The organism is Marichromatium sp. PS1 (assembly GCF_041155115.1).
GTDB classification, from domain to species: Bacteria; Pseudomonadota; Gammaproteobacteria; order Chromatiales; family Chromatiaceae; genus Marichromatium; species Marichromatium gracile.
In genome coordinates this window covers 1,357,689-1,372,601 of record NZ_BAAFHB010000002.1, presented here as the reverse complement: position 1 = coordinate 1,372,601, position 14,913 = coordinate 1,357,689, and the positions used below count along the sequence as shown (strand labels likewise).

Sequence of the window (14,913 nt, the reverse complement as noted above, 5' to 3'; positions counted from 1 at the left end):
GACCTCAGCGCCCGGCGGCATGCTCGAGGGCTGTGCGCCAGGCGGCGAACAGGTCCGCGAGCCAGGCCCGGGCCGCGCACTCGATGCCGGGCGCACCGGACTCGCGCGGTCCGGCGCAGTTGAGCACCCGCACCCCCTCGCCCACCAACCAGTCGAGCACCGGCGCGATCGCCGGCTCGCCCTCCAGGTCACACACCAGCAGCGCCCGTCCCTGCTCGCGCGCCAGCCGCAGCGTCAGCGCGGTGCCGCCGCTCGGCGCGCCGCGACAAAGGATCAGGGTCGCGTCGCTGTCGCGCACGTTCCAGGCGGTGCGCTCGGGATAGTCCGCGCTCGGGGTCTCGCGCAGCGGATAACGCGCGGCGATCACGCCGTCCTCGGCGCGGCGCCCGCGCGGACACCAGCCACCGCAGCTCAGCCCCAACGCCAGCGCGGCATCGAGCGCGGCGCGATCGACCCCGCTCTGGCCGCCGGAGACCACCCGGGGCGCGGCGGCGAGCGCCTGGACCAGCTCGCGATCGCGCCGCGCGAAATAGCTGTCCTCCTCGCCCTGCTCCTTGCGCCTGAGTTGTTCGGGGAAACGGCTCATCGGCACCACCTCGATCGGGAACACCTCAAGGATTCGCGCCAAGTGTCGACAGGAACCTTGGCGCATTCGTTCAAGCCTGGACACCCCACACGATGATCCACTGACCGCGCCATCGTCACCAGGGAGATCGCCACCATGCGCTTTGCATACACCATCCTCTACGTCGAGGACGTCGCCCGCAGCCTCGCCTTCTTCCACGACGCCTTCGGGTTCGACTCCGGCTTCGTCGACGAGGGCGGCGACTATGGCGAACTCGACACCGGCGAAACCCGGCTCGCCTTCTCCTCGCGGGCACTGATGCGCCAGCTCGGCAAGATGCCGGGCACCCCGGAGCCGAACGCGCCGGTGTTCGAGATCGCCATCGAGACCACCGACGTCGCCGCGACCCTGGAGCGCGCGTGCACCGCCGGGGCCGTGGTGGTCCAGGAACCGCGAGAGGAGTCCTGGGGGCAGACGACGGCCTATGCCCGGACCCCCGACGGCTATCTGGTCGAACTCTGCTCGCCGGTCGCCATGCCGTCGTAGCCCGGCTGCCCGAGTTGCCAACGCAGCTCGGGGGCACGCGCCAGCCGTGCCGGCGAGAGCCCGAACCAGCGACGACACGCCCGGCTCAGATGCGCCTGGTCGGCAAACCCGGCGCACAACGCCACCTCGGCCAGCGGCCGCTCGCCGTCGAGCATCCGCCCGGCGCGGCGGATGCGCGCGAGCTGATGCCAGAAGACCGGCGGGCGGCCACTGCGCTCGCCGACGAGCCGCTGCAGGCTGCGCAGGCTCAGGCCGCACTGCCGCGCGCTCTGGGCGAGCGGACGCGGCGCATCGGCGAGACAGGCGAGCGCCTCGGCGAGCGCGGGATCGCGGCACGCATGCGCCGCGAGCGCCGCCTCCACCGCCATGCGATCGGCGGGGTCGCGTCCGGCCACCGCACCGAGCAAGGCGCCCTGATCGAGCCGGACATCGGGATGCAGTCGATAGCCGACCATGCGCGTCCCGGCACACGCCAGACGCGGCAGGTGTGCGCGATCGAACAGCGGCGTCACCATCCAGCGCGGCGCGAACCCTCGCGCCTGGACGCAGATCAGGTCGCGACACCCGTCCGGCAGTACCGCCATCGGGACACCGTGAGCAGCGAAATCATGACGCCACTGCGCCGTCACCACCTCGGGGATCGACATCCTCGTCCTCCATGAGAACCAACGACCCCAGCGAGCCGAAGGCAGCATCGTCAAGCGGCGCGGCGCGCCACCAGCACCGCGCGCACCGGCGCCGGGTGGCCCTCCCGGGTCAGGGTCGGATCGTCCGGGTCGAGTTGGTCCGGGAGCGACTGGAAGTGCATCCAGTCGGTGGCGCGCTGCTCCTCGATCGTGGTCGGACTGACGTCGGCGACGCGGATGTGGTCGAAGCCACAGCGCGCCACCCACACCCGCAGCGCGGCCACCGTGGGGATGAACCAGACGTTGCGCATCGCCGCATAGCGCCCCGGCGGCACCAGCACCTGCTGATCCTCCCCTTCGAGCACCAGGGTCTCGAGCACCAGCTCGCCCCCCGGACGCAGCAGCCGGCGCAGATCGACCAGGTGATCGATCGGCGAGCGACGATGGTAGAGCACCCCCATCGAGAACAGGGTGTCGAAACCGGTCAGGTGCGCGGGCAGGTGCTCGATGCCGAGCGGCAGCACGCTCAGCCGCTCGCTGCCGAGATAGCGGTTGATCGCCTGGAACTGCATCACGAACAGCTGGGTGGGGTCGATCCCCAGCACCAGCCGGGCACCGGCGCCGAGCATCCGCCAGCCGTGATAACCGTTGCCGCAACCGACATCGAGCACCAGCCGACCCTCGAGCGGCGAGATGGCATCGACCAGCCGATCCCACTTCCAGTCCGAACGCCACTCGGTGTCGATGTGCAGACCGTGCAGGCTGTAGGGGCCCTTGCGCCACGGATGAAGGGCCATCAACGCCTCGCGCAGTGCGGCGCGCTGCTCGGGCATGAGGGTCGCGCCATCGAGCCCGACGCGGGCGGCGTCCAGCAGCGTCTCGCCCGGCGGCAGCTCGGGGAGTTGCGCCAGCGCCGCCTCCCAGCGCGGCAGATCGCCGTGGGCAGCGCGCCCGAGACGCTGCGCGACCCGCTCGGCCAGCGCAGTGCGCCAGGGCGCCAGCGGGGTCTCGGCGAGATGATCGAGAAAGGGGGCGAAGGGGGTCAGGTCCATGCGGCCCAGGCGACGAAGTTGAGATGTTGATAGAGTCGGGTGACGCGGGCGAAGCCGACCTCGCGCAAGCGCTGCTCGTGGGTCTCGGCGCGTTCCGGCACCAGCACCCGCTCGAGCGCGGCACGCTTGCCGGCGATCGCCAGCTCGCTGTAGCCGTTGGCGCGCTTGAAGTCCTCGTGCAGTGCGGTGACGAAGGCGGCCTCGGCGGCATCGTCGAGGCGCACCTTCTCGGCCAGCACCAGCACCCCGCCCGGGACCATCCCGGCACGGATACGCGCGAGCAGCCCGGCGCGCTCCTCTGGCGGCAGGAACTGCAGGGTGAGGTTGAGCGCCACCACCGAGGCGTCGACGATCTCGACCTCGCGCACGTCGGCACAGCACACCCTGACCCGCTCGCCCCCGGGCACCTCGGCGAGCCGGCGCGCGAGTCCGTCGACCATCGCCCGGGCATTGTCGACGGCGACGATCCCGACCCCGGACGGGGTACGGGCGAGCATCGCCAGACTGACCGCGCCGAGCGAACAGCCGAGGTCGTAGCAACGGGTGCCGGGCCGCGCCACGCGCCGCGCCACCAGCCCGCAGAGCGCGACCAGATCGGCATAGCCGGGCACCGAGCGGCGCACCATGTCGGGGAAGACACGGGCGACATCGGCATTGAATTCAAAGGGAGCGACCGGCATCTCTGCGCGGTCGAAGAGGTCGTCGGGATCGCTGTGCTGCATGGCGCGATTGTATACCCGAATGTCGGCGCAGGGGGCTGTAACCCAACGGTCATGGACTTTCGCGATAAAATGGGGGATTGGATTCCATGATTCACGTCGCATCGCCAGGGAACACGCAATGAGCACCAGCGCAGATCCGCAGGCCGTCGAGGCCGAGATCCCGATCGAGACGATCGGCGAGCCGCCACCGGCGATCCACGAAGAGGTCGATCTCGACGATCCCGCCCTGTATCTCAATCGCGAGTTCACCTGGCTGTCGTTCAACCGCCGGGTGCTGCACGAGGCCGAGGACCCACGTACCCCGCTGCTCGAGCGCGTCAAGTTCCTGGCAATTGCCAGCAACAACCTCGACGAGTTCTTCATGAAGCGCATCGGCGGGCTCAAGCAGCAGATCGCCGCCGGTGTACACACCCCCAGCATCGACGGGCGCACCCCGAGCGAGCAGCTGCGGGAGTGTCAGGCGGCGGTGCGCGCCTTCGAGGCAGACATCAAGCGCATCCACGACACCCTGATGACGGAGCTGGCCGGACACGACATCCGCATCGTGCGTTACGACGCGCTCGCCGCGGACACCCGCGAGCGGCTTCGCGAACACTTCCGCGCCAACATCTTCCCGATGCTCACGCCGCTGGCGGTGGACCCGGCCCACCCCTTCCCGTTCATCTCCAACCTCACCCTCAACCTGCTGGTGACGCTGCGCTTCCCCGGCGGCGGCGAGGTCTACATGGCGCGGGTCAAGGTGCCGGTGAGCAAGGACGTCTCCAAGCGACTGATCGCGATCGACGCCAGCACCACCTTCGTCACCCTCGAAGACCTCATCGTCAACAACCTCGACATGCTCTTCCCGGGCATGGAGATCGACTCCTGCGCGCTGTTCCGGGTCACTCGCAACGCCATCGTCGAGCCCGACGCCGAGGCCGCCAACGACCTGCTGGAGATGATCGAGACCGAGCTGCGCGAGCGTCACTTCGCCCCCATCGTGCGGCTCGAGATCGACCCCGGCATGCAACCGATCCAGCGCGGCATGCTCGCCGCCGAGCTGGGGCTCGACGAGGTCGCCGACGTCTTCGAGATCGAGGGCATGATGGCGCTGCGCGACCTCTTCGAGATCGCCGCGCTCGACCGCCCCGAACTCCACGATCGCCCGCACCGTCCGGTCGACCACCCGCTGCTCGCCAACGATCGGCGCAACATCTTCCACATCATCCGCGAGAACGGGCCGATCCTGCTCCAGCACCCCTATCAGCCCTTCAGCACCTCGGTCGAGCGCTTCCTGCGCACCGCCGCCGAGGACCCCAAGGTGCTGGCGATCAAGATGACCCTCTATCGCACCTCCGCCGGGGCCATCCTCGACTCGCTGATCAAGGCCGCGCGCAACGGCAAGCAGGTGGCGGTGCTGGTCGAGCTCAAGGCACGCTTCGACGAGGCGGCCAACATCCAGTGGGCACGCCGACTCGAGGGCGAGGGCATCCACGTCAACTATGGCGTCATGGGGCTCAAGACCCACAGCAAGCTGATCTTCGTGGTCCGTCGCGACTACTCGCAGCTGCGTCGCTACTACCATGTCGGCACCGGCAACTATCACCCCGGCACCGCCAAGCTCTATACCGATCTGGGCATGCTCGGCTGTGACGAGGAGATCGGCCAGGATCTCACCGAGCTGTTCAACTATCTCACCGGCTACTCGCCACCGCCGAGCTACCGCAAGATCCTCGCCGCGCCCTATACCCTCAAGCGCGTGCTCGTCGACAAGATCAACCGCGAGATCCGCCACCACCAGCGTGCCGGCAACGGGCTGATCCAGATGAAGATGAACGCGCTGGAGGATCCCGAGATCACCCGCGCACTCTACAAGGCCAGCCGCGCCGGGGTGCAGGTCGACCTGATCATCCGCGACACCTGCCGCTTCCGCCCCGGGCTGCCGGGCGTCAGCGAACGCGCGCGGGTGGTCTCGATCGTCGGGCGTTTTCTCGAACACGCGCGCATCATCTACTTCCACAACGACGGCGAGGAGGAGTACTTCATCGGCTCGGCCGACATGATGCGCCGCAACCTCGACAGCCGGGTCGAGGTCCACGCCCCGGTCGACGATCCCGAGCTGCGCCAGGAGCTGCGGCTGATCCTCGACGTCCAGCTCGCCGACTCGCGCACCGCCTGGGACATGGACGCCAACGGCAACTACACCCAGCGCACGCCACCCGACGACAACACCAAGGGGGCGCAGGAGATCCTCGCCGGGGTCGCCGAGAAGCGCCTCGCCGCCGCCGCCAAGCACAAGGAGAAGAAGGTGCGCTCACGCCTGCTCAGTCACTTCCAGTGGCGACTCAGGGACAAGAATCTGATGACCTGAGTCAGCCCGCCGTCGGGTCAGCGGGAACCGATTGCGATTCGTCACGTCGATCCCGGTGACCTGCGGGCACACTCCCCCGCCTCTCGCGCACCGACGCGAACGCGTTCCACCACCTACCTTCCGAAGGATCCGACAATGCCCTCGCAACCGCTCAAGATCGTGGTCATCGGCGGCTCGGCCGCCGGCCCTAAGGCCGCGGCCAAGGCCCGCCGTCTCGACGAGCACGCCGCCATCACCCTGATCCAGAAGGAGGCCGACCTCTCGATGGCCTCCTGCGGCTTCCCCTACTATGTCGGCGGGGTCTTCGACGACCGCAACCAGCTCATCTGCACCCCGGCGGGGATCGTCCGCGATCCCAACTTCTTCCAGAAGGCCAAGGCGATCGAGGCGCTGGTCGAGACCGAGGCGACGCACATCGACCGCGCCGCCAAGACCGTCACCTGCACCCACCTGCCGAGCGGCGAGAGCCGCACCCTCTCCTACGACCGGCTGGTGATCGCCACCGGCGCCACCCCGCTGCGCCCGCCGGTGCCGGGGACCGAGCTCGAGGGCATCCATACCCTGCAGTCGCTCGGTGACGCCGATGCGCTGCGCGCCATCCGCGATGCCGGCAAGGTGCGCAAGGCGGTGATCGTCGGCGGTGGGCTGATCGGCTTCGAGGTCTGCGAGGCGCTGCACCTGGCCGGGATCCAGACCACGGTGATCGAGAAGACCGACTCGATCCTGCCCTTCCTCGATCGCCAGTTCGCCCACCTGGTCGAGAACGAGGTGCGCCGCCAGGGCGCCGACATCATCACCGGCAATGGCGTGGCCGCCTTCCTCGGCAAGGACGGCAAGCTCGCCGGGGTCAAGCTCGACAACGGCACCGAGCTGCCCTGCGAGCTGGCGGTGGTCGCCGTCGGGGTGCGCCCCAACGTCGCCCTGGCCGAGGCCGCGGGACTGGAGATCGGCGCGCTCGGCGGCATCAGGGTCAACGCGCAGATGCAGACCTCCGACCCCGACATCTACGCCGCCGGCGACTGTGTCGAGTGCCGTTCGCTGATCACCGGCGAGGCGGTGCGCGCGCCCTACGGCGACCTGGCCAACCTCCAGGGTCGGGTGATCGGCCAGAACCTGATCGAGCCCGGCAGCGCCAGCTTCCCCGGCATCACCCACACCGGTATCTGCAAGGTGTTCGACTACACCATCGGCTTCACCGGACTCAACGCCGAGCAGGCCCGCGCCAGTGGCATCACCGACATCGAGACGGTGACCATCTCCGGGCTCGACATCCCCGGCTACATGGGCGGCAAGGTGCTGATCAGCCAGATGGTGGCCGAGCGCGCCAGCGGTCGCATCCTCGGCTTCCAGTGCATCGGTCCGGGGGATGCGAGCAAGCGCGTGGCGACCGTGGCGATGGCCATCCGCGGCGGACTCGGTATCGAGGAGCTGGCCAACGCCGACCTGCCCTATGCCCCGCCCTACTCGCTCGCGCTCGATCATGTGATCGTCTCGGCACACGTGCTCGAGAACAAGCTCAAGGGGCTCATGCAGGGGATCTCGGCCGCCGAGGTCAAGCAGCGTGTCGACAGCGGTGCCGAGTGCTTCATCATCGACACCCGCACCCCGCAGGAGTACGAGGAGGAGCGCCTCGGCATCGGCGAGCACCTGATCCCGGTTGGCGCGCTGCGCTCACGGCTCGACGAGCTGCCCGCGGACAAGTCGCAGGAGATCATCCTCTACTGCAAGGTCTCGATGCGTGGCTACGAGGCCGCCGCGGCGCTCAAGGCCAACGGCTTCCGCAACGTCAAGGTGCTCGAGGGCGGCGTCCTCGCCTGGCCCTATCCGCGCGAGAAGTAGCGCGCAGCCGTCAGCCGTCAATGGAGGGTAGGCGCGCGGATGGCGCGCTGACGGCGGTGAGGGCGCCACCGGCAACGGGCGAGTACAGGCTCGGCCGGCATTCGCTCGCGACCTCTTCATGTCGGTGGAAATGGCCCTGGGACACGCCCTACGCCAACGCAAGGGCGAATATGAAAACGCCCCTGGCGTGATCGCCAGGGGCGTCTTCGTTGAACCAGTCGGCACCAAGGCGCCTCGCCGGCTCGATGCTCCCGACCACTGGCCGGGACCGGGTCAGTGGTGGGCGATCTGCTTCTCGGTGAACAGATAGTCCTTGAGTTCCTTGTCGAAGGTCGGATCGCGGCGACGGATCCACTCCAGCACCATGGCCGCGTGCTCCTTCTCCTCGTCGCGATTGTGGGCAAGGATCGCCCGCAGCTCGTCGTCCTTGCAGGCGTCGACACGCTGGTTGTACCAGTCGACCGCCTCCAGCTCCTCCATCAGCGAGACGATGGCCCGGTGCATGTCGCGGGTCTCGTCGGTCAGCTCATCGATGGGCTCGTGATAGCCTTCACTCGACATGAATGCTTACTCCCCTGTTTCGCAGTGAGTGCAGTGGTCGGACGGCGCGTCGACACCGCCGGCGCGTCCCGGCCCGCCCACCATTGTCTGGGTGGCAGATGGCAAAAACAATGGTGTCACTGAGCAAAACCGACATCGCCTGATCCGGCACAATCAGGCGGCCTGCTACAGCATCCGATGACGCAAGGTCTCGATCAGGATCTCGCGATTGCGAAAGCGCACGTCCTGACCCTCGGCGACGTAGATCACCTGCTCGGCAACGTTGGCGGCATGGTTGCCGATACGTTCGAGCGCGTGGGCGCAGGTGAGCACGCAGACGGTCTGGCGCGCGCTCAACCCCTCCTGCCCCTCGTCGCCGAGCAGCGCGCGCACCGCGCGCGAGGCCTCGTAGAGCGCCGGCTCGCGCTCGAAGACATCGAGCGCAACGCGCACATCGAAGCGAGCAACCCCATTGATACTGTGCTCGAACATGCAGCAGGCGCAGGCGTCGAGCGCGCCCAGCGCCTCGCGCAGCCTGGCGCTGAGCAGCTCCTCACCACGCCCGAGGGCATCGAGTTCGATCGTCTGACGGGCGATGCGGGCGGCCTTGTCGCCGGCGCGCTCGACGTCGCCGGCGATCTTCGAGAGCGCCAGCACGATACGCAGATCGATCGCCGTGGGCTGACGCCGCGCGATCACCCGGAACACCTCCTCGTCGGCGTCGAGCGCGAGGAAGTCGATCTGCGGCTCGCGATCGAGCACCCGGAAGGCGTGATTCTCCTCGTGCGAGACCAGCGCCGAGACCGCCGCCTGGATCTGCTCGACCACGTGCTCGCCCATCTCGAGGATGATGCCGCGCAGCTTGGCCAGCTCCTGGTCATAGCGGCTGACGGTATGGCCGCGGGCGAGGTCCGCGGGGGCCTGGGTGGTCGGCTCTGTCATCTGGGGCCTCATGGTGGTGCGAGCGGACGGGGGAAGCGATCCCGGCGCCCACGCGGACACCGGGGCGAGGGGCTGGATGCGTCCCTGCCCTGCCGGATCAGCCGAAGCGCCCGGTGATGTAGTCCTCGGTCAAGCGGTGCTGGGGGTTGGTGAAGATCTGATTGGTCTCGCCGACCTCGATCAGGTCGCCGAGGTGGAAGTAGGCGGTGCGCTGGGAGACGCGCGCGGCCTGCTGCATCGAGTGGGTGACGATGGCGATCGAGTAGTTGGCGCGCAGCTCGTCGATCAGCTCCTCGATGATCGCCGTGGCGATGGGATCGAGCGCCGAGCAGGGCTCGTCCATCAGGATCACCTCGGGGGAGACGGCGATGGTGCGGGCGATGCACAGACGCTGCTGCTGACCGCCGGAGAGCCCGGTGCCGGGGGCATCGAGCCGGTCCTTGACCTCGTCCCACAGCCCGGCCTTGCGCAGACTGGTCTCGACCAGGGCATCGAGTTCGGTCTTGTTGTTGGTCAGGCCGTGGATGCGCGGCCCGTAGGCGACGTTCTCGTAGATCGACTTGGGAAAGGGGTTGGGCTTCTGAAAGACCATGCCGACGCGCGCGCGCAGCGGCACCGGGTCGAGCGCGCGATCGTAGATCTCCTCACCGTCGAGCTGGATCGAGCCGCTGACCCGACAGCCGTCGATGGTGTCGTTCATGCGGTTGAGACAGCGCAGGAAGGTCGACTTGCCGCAACCCGAGGGACCGATCATCGAGAGCACCTCGTTGCGTCCCAGGTCGAGGCTGACGCCGTGGATGGCACGCTTGTCACCGTACCACACCTCGACGTCGCGACAGCGCATGCGCGCATCGGGCACGCTGTAATCGCCGACGGTCTCGCGCGATTCTTGCGAGCGCGCCAGCTCGCCCGAGCGCATCGCGGTGGTGCTCCGTTGGATCTCTTCTACCGTGGTAATCATAGCGGGTCTAGCCTCGGGGAAAACTCAGGACAGGGCACCGGCTCACCAGCGCCGCTCGAACCGGCGACGCAGCAACACCGCGGCGAGGTTCATCAGGATCAGGAAGGCGAGCAGCACCATGATCGCGGCCGAGGTGCGCTCGACGAAGCCGCGCTCCGGGCTGTCGGCCCAGAGGAAGATCTGCACCGGCAGCACGGTCGCCGGATCGGTGAACCCGGCGGGCACGTCGACGATGAAGGCGATCATGCCGATCATCAGCAGCGGCGCGGTCTCGCCGAGCGCCTGGGCCATGCCGATGATGGCGCCGGTGAGCATGCCCGGCAGCGCCAGCGGCAGCACGTGATGGAACTGGGTCTGCAGCGGCGAGGCACCGACGCCGAGCGCGGCCTCGCGGATCGAGGGCGGCACCGACTTCAGCGCCGCGCGGCTGGAGATGATGATCGTCGGCAGGGTCATCAGGGTCAGCACCAGCGCCGCCACCAGCGGGGTCGAGCGCGGCACCCCGAAGATGCCGATGAACACCGCCAACCCGAGCAGACCGAAGACGATCGAGGGCACCGCCGCGAGGTTGTTGATGTTGACCTCGATCACATCGGTCCAGCGGTTCTTCGGCGCGAACTCCTCGAGATAGATGGCCGCGCCCACGCCGATCGGGAAGGACAGCAGCAGCGTCAACGCCAGGGTGTAGAAGGACCCGGCAAGCGCCCCGGCGATGCCGGCAAGCTCGGGCTCGCGCGAGGTGCCATTGGTGAAGAAGATGGTGTTGAAGCGCTTGGCGATGCGTCCCTCGGCCTCCAGCCGCTCGATCCAGCCGAGGGTGCGATCCTTGACCCGACGCTCGGACTCGGGCAGGTCGCGATCGATATAGCCCTTGACCACCATGTCGATGTCGTCGTCGGCGAGCAGCCAGACCTCGGCGGTGGTGCCGATCAGCGCCGGATCGGCGAGTACCCGGTCACGCAGCAGCTGCGGCGCGCCGACGCTCACCATCTGATAGAGCGCGCGCTTGTCGCGCCGGGCCGTGACCTCGGGGAAGTGCTCGCGCAGCGCAGCGCGGATGATGCCGAGATAGTTGGCGCGGGCGATGACCTCGGCCGAGCCGCTGCCCTCGGGGTCGATCTGCGCGCGCTCGAGCGCGACCGGCAGCTTGATATAGGTCTGCTGGAAGGCGGTATGGCCCTTGGCGATGATGTCGGTGAACAGCAGCGCCACGAACAGCAGGCCCAGGGCCACCGCCGCAGCGCCGAGACGACGGAAGCGGCGCTCCTTGGCGCGGCGACGCTTGAGGCTGGCGTTGACGGCATCGATGGTGCGCTGGTTCGGCGCGCTCGCCGGGGTCTGATCAGTCATATTGCTCACGGTATTTGCGCACGATGTGAAGGGCGACGACGTTGAGCACCAGGGTCACGGCGAACAGCGTCAGACCGAGGGCGAAGGCAGCAAGCGTCTTGGCGCTGTCGAACTCCTGGTCGCCGGTGAGCAGGGTGACGATCTGCACCGTGACCGTGGTGACGCTGTCGAGCGGATTGGCGGTGAGATTGGCTGCCAGCCCCGCGGCCATCACCACGATCATGGTCTCGCCGATGGCGCGCGAGACGGCGAGCAGGACGCCGCCGACGATGCCCGGCAGCGCCGCCGGGATGATCACCCGCTTGATGGTCTCGGACTCGGTCGCGCCGAGCGCGTAGGAGCCGTCGCGCAGCGACTGCGGCACCGCGTTGATCACGTCTTCGGAGAGCGAGGAGACGAAGGGGATGATCATCACCCCCATCACCAACCCGGCGGCGAGCGCGCTCTCGGAGGCGACATCGAGCCCGACCGACTGGCCCAGCTCGCGGATGAAGGGGGCGACGGTGAGCGCGGCGAAGAAGCCGTAGACCACCGTGGGAATCCCGGCCAGCACCTCCAGCACCGGCTTGGCCACGGCGCGCAGACGTCGTGGCGCGTATTCGGAGAGATAGATCGCCGAGAGCAGTCCGATGGGGACGGCGACCAGCATGGCGATCGCCGAGACCATCAGCGTCCCGGTGAACAGCGGCACCGCGCCGAAGGCCCCGCTGGCGCCGACCTGATCGGCACGCAGCGCCGTCTGCGGGCTCCACAGGGTGCCGAGGAAGAACTCCAGCGGCGAGACCATGGAGAAGAAGCGCAGCGACTCGAACAGCACCGAGAGCACGATCCCCAGGGTGGTGAGGATGGCAATCGAGGAGAACAACACCATGATCGCCATCACCATGGTCTCGACCTGGTTGCGCGCCTTGAACCCTGGATGCGTGCGTCCCCAGGCGACCCAGCCGCCGGTCAGCGCCAGGGCCAGCACCGCGGTCCACATCGACCACTGTCCCAGCTGGTCGAGTCGGGCGTACTGATCGGCGGCGGCCTGCAACTCCGGGGTGATCTCGGTCGAGAGCATCGCCCCCGAGGCGAGATTCCTGATGTCGTTGACCAGCAGCCCGAGCCGTCCCTCGGAGAGCCCGGCGGTCATCTCCTCGGGCAGCTGCGCCTGCAGCAGCATCAGCACCAGCTGGTCCTGCAGACCGACCCACAGCGCCAGCAGCAACAGCGCCGGCAGCCCCGCCCAGAGCGCGGCATAGAGACCGTAGTAGGCGGGCAGCGAATGCAGGCGGTGAACCTGCGACGGACCACCGGCGCCGATGACTGCGCGGCGACGTCCGAGATGATAGGCCGCGGTCATGACCGCGAGCAGCACGAGGAGAAGGATCCAGTCTTGCATTGGGTTCCCGGCAGGCTAGACGAACGACGATCAGCGCCCCGCGGGGCGCCGATTCAGGACGGGCGACCATCCCTGGTCGCGATGCTCAGGACTCGACTCAGGGCCGGGACATCGGCGCGAACGACTGAGCGGCGCTGGCAACCTCGGCGCGCATGGCGTCGGGCAGCGGGATCAGGCCCTTGTCGACCAGATAACCCTCGGGGCCCCAGGCCTGCTCGCCGGTGAACTCGGCGACGAACTCCTCGATGCCGGGGATGGTGCCGACGTGCGCGTTCTTGACGTAGAAAAAGAGCGAACGCGAGACCGGGTAGTCGCCATCGGCGATGCTCTCGAAGGTCGGCTCGACGCCGTCGACCTTGGAGCCCTGCACCTGGTCGGCGTTCTGGTCGAGGAAGCTGAAGCCGAAGATGCCGATCGCATCGGGGTTGGCGACCAGCTTCTGCACGATCAGGTTGTCGTTCTCGCCGGCCTCGACATAGGCGCCGTCCTCACGGATGCCGTGACAGACCGCCTTGTACTTGGACTTGTCCTCTTTCTTCATCGCCTTGATGAAGTCGTAGGTCTTGCAGCCGCCCTCCATCGCCAACTCGACGAAGGCGTCACGGGTCCCGGAGGTCGGGGGCGGACCCAGCACCTCGATGGCGACCTCGGGCAGATCCGGGTTGACCTCGTTCCAGGTCTGGTAGGGGTTGGGGATCAGCTCGCCGGCCTCGTTGGGCACGTCCTTGGCCAGGGCCAGCCAGATGTCGCGCAGCGACAGATCGAACTGATCGGCCTCGCGGGAGTTGGCCAGGGCGATACCGTCGTAGCCGATCTTGACCTCGGTGATGTCCTCGACGCCGGCCTCCTGGCAGCGCTCGAACTCAGAGGCCTTCATCCGCCGCGAGGCGTTGGTGATGTCGGGGTGATCGACGCCGACACCGGCGCAGAACAGCTTCAGCCCGCCCCCGGAACCGGTCGACTCGACCTTGGGGGTGGCAAAGTCGGTATTGCGACCGAAGGTCTCGGCCACCGCGGTCGAGAAGGGGAACACGGTCGAGGACCCGACGATATAGATGGAGTCGCGGGCCATGGCCTGTGACGACAGGGAGGCCGCGGCAAGGGTGACGGCCGCGGCGACGAGCGTCTTGTTCATGGAAAGCTCCCAGTGGGCGTTGAATGGCAGCGCCGTATTGTGGTCGGCGGCGATGCACGTTCCATGAACGCGATATGACCATTTCGTGACGACCGAACTCAGCCGTCAGATTGCTGACCCTTTTGAAGAGTGCGCAGCAGGCGCAGCGCGGCGTTGAAGAAGTCCTGTCTGGGATCAGCCTCGCAATAGGCCTGTACCCGCGCCAGCGCCGCATCCAGCGCGGCGCCATGCAGCACGTCACCGCCGGTGGCAAGGTTCAGCCCCGAGATCAGCCCGGCGAACCACTCGCGATAGTGCAGATACTCGGGGTCGGCCAGCGCCGTCGGTGCCGCAGCCCCGGGCGCCACCGCCAGGAACTCACCACAGGGCTTGACCCCATAGCCCCAGAGCGCCGCCGAGGGCGCCTGCCCCCAAGCCGCCGAGGCCCCCAGTGCCAGGACCAACATCAAGACAATGGCGCCCGAGGCGCCGGTACGGGATCGATCGTGCATGAGTTCGGTTTCCTTGTACGAGTGAACGAGCACCCGGCGCGGGACGCACCGGGCAAGGCCTGGATTGAAGCGCAAAGCGCCCCGCGAGGTGAAGGCATTCGACCAGCGACCAGCGACCAGCGACCAGCGACCAGCGACCAGCGACCAGCGACCAGCGACCAGCGACCAGCGACCAGCGACCAGGAGATTGAACCGCAAAGCCGCAAAGGGCGCGAAGGAGAGAAGAGCCTCCAGCGATCAGCCTCCAGTCGCCAGTGGTCGCCTGTCTTCGGAAACGCACGCCAACCGGTGGCCGACAGTGAATGGAGCGTGGCGCTATCGTCGAGGCCGCCCTTCCACTGGCGGCTGGCCGCTGATCGCTGGCAGCTTGAATCCCTTCGCGCCCTTCGCGGCTTTGCGGTTCAAACTTC

The 14,913-nt window shown here is 68.1% G+C and carries 14 protein-coding genes; 3 read left to right on the top strand and 11 right to left on the bottom strand.

Annotated features, from left to right (window positions below):
- Positions 1-4: 4 nt before the first annotated feature.
- Positions 5-628 carry a putative molybdenum carrier protein gene (locus tag ACAM26_RS07615; protein WP_223806068.1) on the bottom strand — a complete coding sequence of 208 codons (624 nt, stop codon included), beginning with the start codon at positions 626-628 and terminating at the stop codon, positions 5-7.
- 93 nt (positions 629-721) lie between these two features.
- On the opposite strand from ACAM26_RS07615, the gene ACAM26_RS07610 reads away from it, so the two are divergent.
- Entirely contained in the window at positions 722-1,111 is a 390-nt protein-coding gene (locus ACAM26_RS07610) for a VOC family protein (RefSeq protein ID WP_369613368.1), read from the top strand.
- On the opposite strand, the gene ACAM26_RS07605 is transcribed toward ACAM26_RS07610, so the two are convergent.
- From ACAM26_RS07605 to cmoA, 3 genes are read right to left on the bottom strand one after another with little or no spacing between them, the layout of a single operon-like run.
- Positions 1,069-1,758 (bottom strand): helix-turn-helix domain-containing protein, encoded by a 690-nt coding sequence (locus ACAM26_RS07605; protein WP_369613367.1) that lies wholly within the window; start codon positions 1,756-1,758, stop codon positions 1,069-1,071. The genes ACAM26_RS07610 and ACAM26_RS07605 overlap by 43 nt on opposite strands.
- Positions 1,759-1,808: 50 nt before the next feature.
- Positions 1,809-2,789 carry a tRNA 5-methoxyuridine(34)/uridine 5-oxyacetic acid(34) synthase CmoB gene (cmoB, locus tag ACAM26_RS07600; RefSeq protein WP_132230363.1) on the bottom strand — a complete coding sequence of 327 codons (981 nt, stop codon included), beginning with the start codon at positions 2,787-2,789 and terminating at the stop codon, positions 1,809-1,811.
- Complete coding sequence (cmoA, locus tag ACAM26_RS07595; protein WP_062277039.1) at positions 2,780-3,511, bottom strand: carboxy-S-adenosyl-L-methionine synthase CmoA; 732 nt, start codon at positions 3,509-3,511, stop codon at positions 2,780-2,782. The genes cmoB and cmoA overlap by 10 nt, the downstream gene beginning before the upstream one ends.
- A gap of 118 nt (positions 3,512-3,629) precedes the next feature.
- Between cmoA and ppk1 the strand changes: the two genes are divergently transcribed.
- Together ppk1 and ACAM26_RS07585 are read left to right on the top strand one after the other, a co-directional pair.
- Positions 3,630-5,861 (top strand): polyphosphate kinase 1, encoded by a 2,232-nt coding sequence (ppk1, locus tag ACAM26_RS07590; RefSeq protein WP_369613366.1) that lies wholly within the window; start codon positions 3,630-3,632, stop codon positions 5,859-5,861.
- A gap of 135 nt (positions 5,862-5,996) precedes the next feature.
- Entirely contained in the window at positions 5,997-7,700 is a 1,704-nt protein-coding gene (locus ACAM26_RS07585; RefSeq protein ID WP_369613365.1) for an FAD-dependent oxidoreductase, read from the top strand.
- A 273-nt stretch (positions 7,701-7,973) separates the two neighbouring features.
- Here the strand turns inward: ACAM26_RS07585 and ACAM26_RS07580 are convergent, their stop codons facing one another.
- From ACAM26_RS07580 to ACAM26_RS07550, 7 genes are all read right to left on the bottom strand, one after another.
- Positions 7,974-8,261 (bottom strand): encapsulin-associated ferritin-like protein, encoded by a 288-nt coding sequence (locus ACAM26_RS07580; protein ID WP_062274160.1) that lies wholly within the window; start codon positions 8,259-8,261, stop codon positions 7,974-7,976.
- Positions 8,262-8,426: 165 nt separating this feature from the next.
- The gene (phoU, locus tag ACAM26_RS07575) at positions 8,427-9,182 is read right to left on the bottom strand and encodes a phosphate signaling complex protein PhoU (protein WP_369613364.1); all 756 of its coding nucleotides are present in this window, start codon (positions 9,180-9,182) and stop codon (positions 8,427-8,429) included.
- Positions 9,183-9,279: 97 nt separating this feature from the next.
- On the bottom strand, positions 9,280-10,143 hold the full coding sequence (gene pstB, locus ACAM26_RS07570) for a phosphate ABC transporter ATP-binding protein PstB (protein ID WP_062274156.1): 864 nt from the start codon (positions 10,141-10,143) through the stop codon (positions 9,280-9,282).
- 42 nt (positions 10,144-10,185) lie between these two features.
- The gene (gene pstA, locus ACAM26_RS07565; protein WP_123139893.1) at positions 10,186-11,493 is read right to left on the bottom strand and encodes a phosphate ABC transporter permease PstA; all 1,308 of its coding nucleotides are present in this window, start codon (positions 11,491-11,493) and stop codon (positions 10,186-10,188) included.
- Positions 11,486-12,877, bottom strand: coding sequence for a phosphate ABC transporter permease subunit PstC (gene pstC, locus ACAM26_RS07560; protein WP_132230351.1), 1,392 nt, complete (start codon positions 12,875-12,877; stop codon positions 11,486-11,488). The genes pstA and pstC overlap by 8 nt, the downstream gene beginning before the upstream one ends.
- A gap of 97 nt (positions 12,878-12,974) precedes the next feature.
- Positions 12,975-14,012: a PstS family phosphate ABC transporter substrate-binding protein gene (locus ACAM26_RS07555; RefSeq protein ID WP_132230349.1), complete on the bottom strand. Its 1,038-nt coding sequence runs from the start codon at positions 14,010-14,012 to the stop codon at positions 12,975-12,977.
- A gap of 98 nt (positions 14,013-14,110) precedes the next feature.
- The gene (locus tag ACAM26_RS07550; protein ID WP_123142364.1) at positions 14,111-14,503 is read right to left on the bottom strand and encodes a hypothetical protein; all 393 of its coding nucleotides are present in this window, start codon (positions 14,501-14,503) and stop codon (positions 14,111-14,113) included.
- Between the last annotated feature and the right edge of the window lie 410 nt (positions 14,504-14,913).

Bases quoted from the DNA above. Each gene is read 5' to 3' on its own strand.
- ACAM26_RS07610 (WP_369613368.1), top strand. From the start codon at position 722: ATGCGCTTTGCATACACCATCCTCTACGTCGAGGACGTCGCCCGCAGC.
- ACAM26_RS07605 (WP_369613367.1), bottom strand. From the start codon at position 1,758: ATGTCGATCCCCGAGGTGGTGACGGCGCAGTGGCGTCATGATTTCGCT.
- cmoB (WP_132230363.1), bottom strand. From the start codon at position 2,789: ATGGACCTGACCCCCTTCGCCCCCTTTCTCGATCATCTCGCCGAGACC.
- cmoA (WP_062277039.1), bottom strand. From the start codon at position 3,511: ATGCAGCACAGCGATCCCGACGACCTCTTCGACCGCGCAGAGATGCCG.
- ppk1 (WP_369613366.1), top strand. From the start codon at position 3,630: ATGAGCACCAGCGCAGATCCGCAGGCCGTCGAGGCCGAGATCCCGATC.
- ACAM26_RS07585 (WP_369613365.1), top strand. From the start codon at position 5,997: ATGCCCTCGCAACCGCTCAAGATCGTGGTCATCGGCGGCTCGGCCGCC.
- ACAM26_RS07580 (WP_062274160.1), bottom strand. From the start codon at position 8,261: ATGTCGAGTGAAGGCTATCACGAGCCCATCGATGAGCTGACCGACGAG.
- phoU (WP_369613364.1), bottom strand. From the start codon at position 9,182: ATGACAGAGCCGACCACCCAGGCCCCCGCGGACCTCGCCCGCGGCCAT.
- pstB (WP_062274156.1), bottom strand. From the start codon at position 10,143: ATGATTACCACGGTAGAAGAGATCCAACGGAGCACCACCGCGATGCGC.
- pstA (WP_123139893.1), bottom strand. From the start codon at position 11,493: ATGACTGATCAGACCCCGGCGAGCGCGCCGAACCAGCGCACCATCGAT.
- pstC (WP_132230351.1), bottom strand. From the start codon at position 12,877: ATGCAAGACTGGATCCTTCTCCTCGTGCTGCTCGCGGTCATGACCGCG.
- ACAM26_RS07555 (WP_132230349.1), bottom strand. From the start codon at position 14,012: ATGAACAAGACGCTCGTCGCCGCGGCCGTCACCCTTGCCGCGGCCTCC.
- ACAM26_RS07550 (WP_123142364.1), bottom strand. From the start codon at position 14,503: ATGCACGATCGATCCCGTACCGGCGCCTCGGGCGCCATTGTCTTGATG.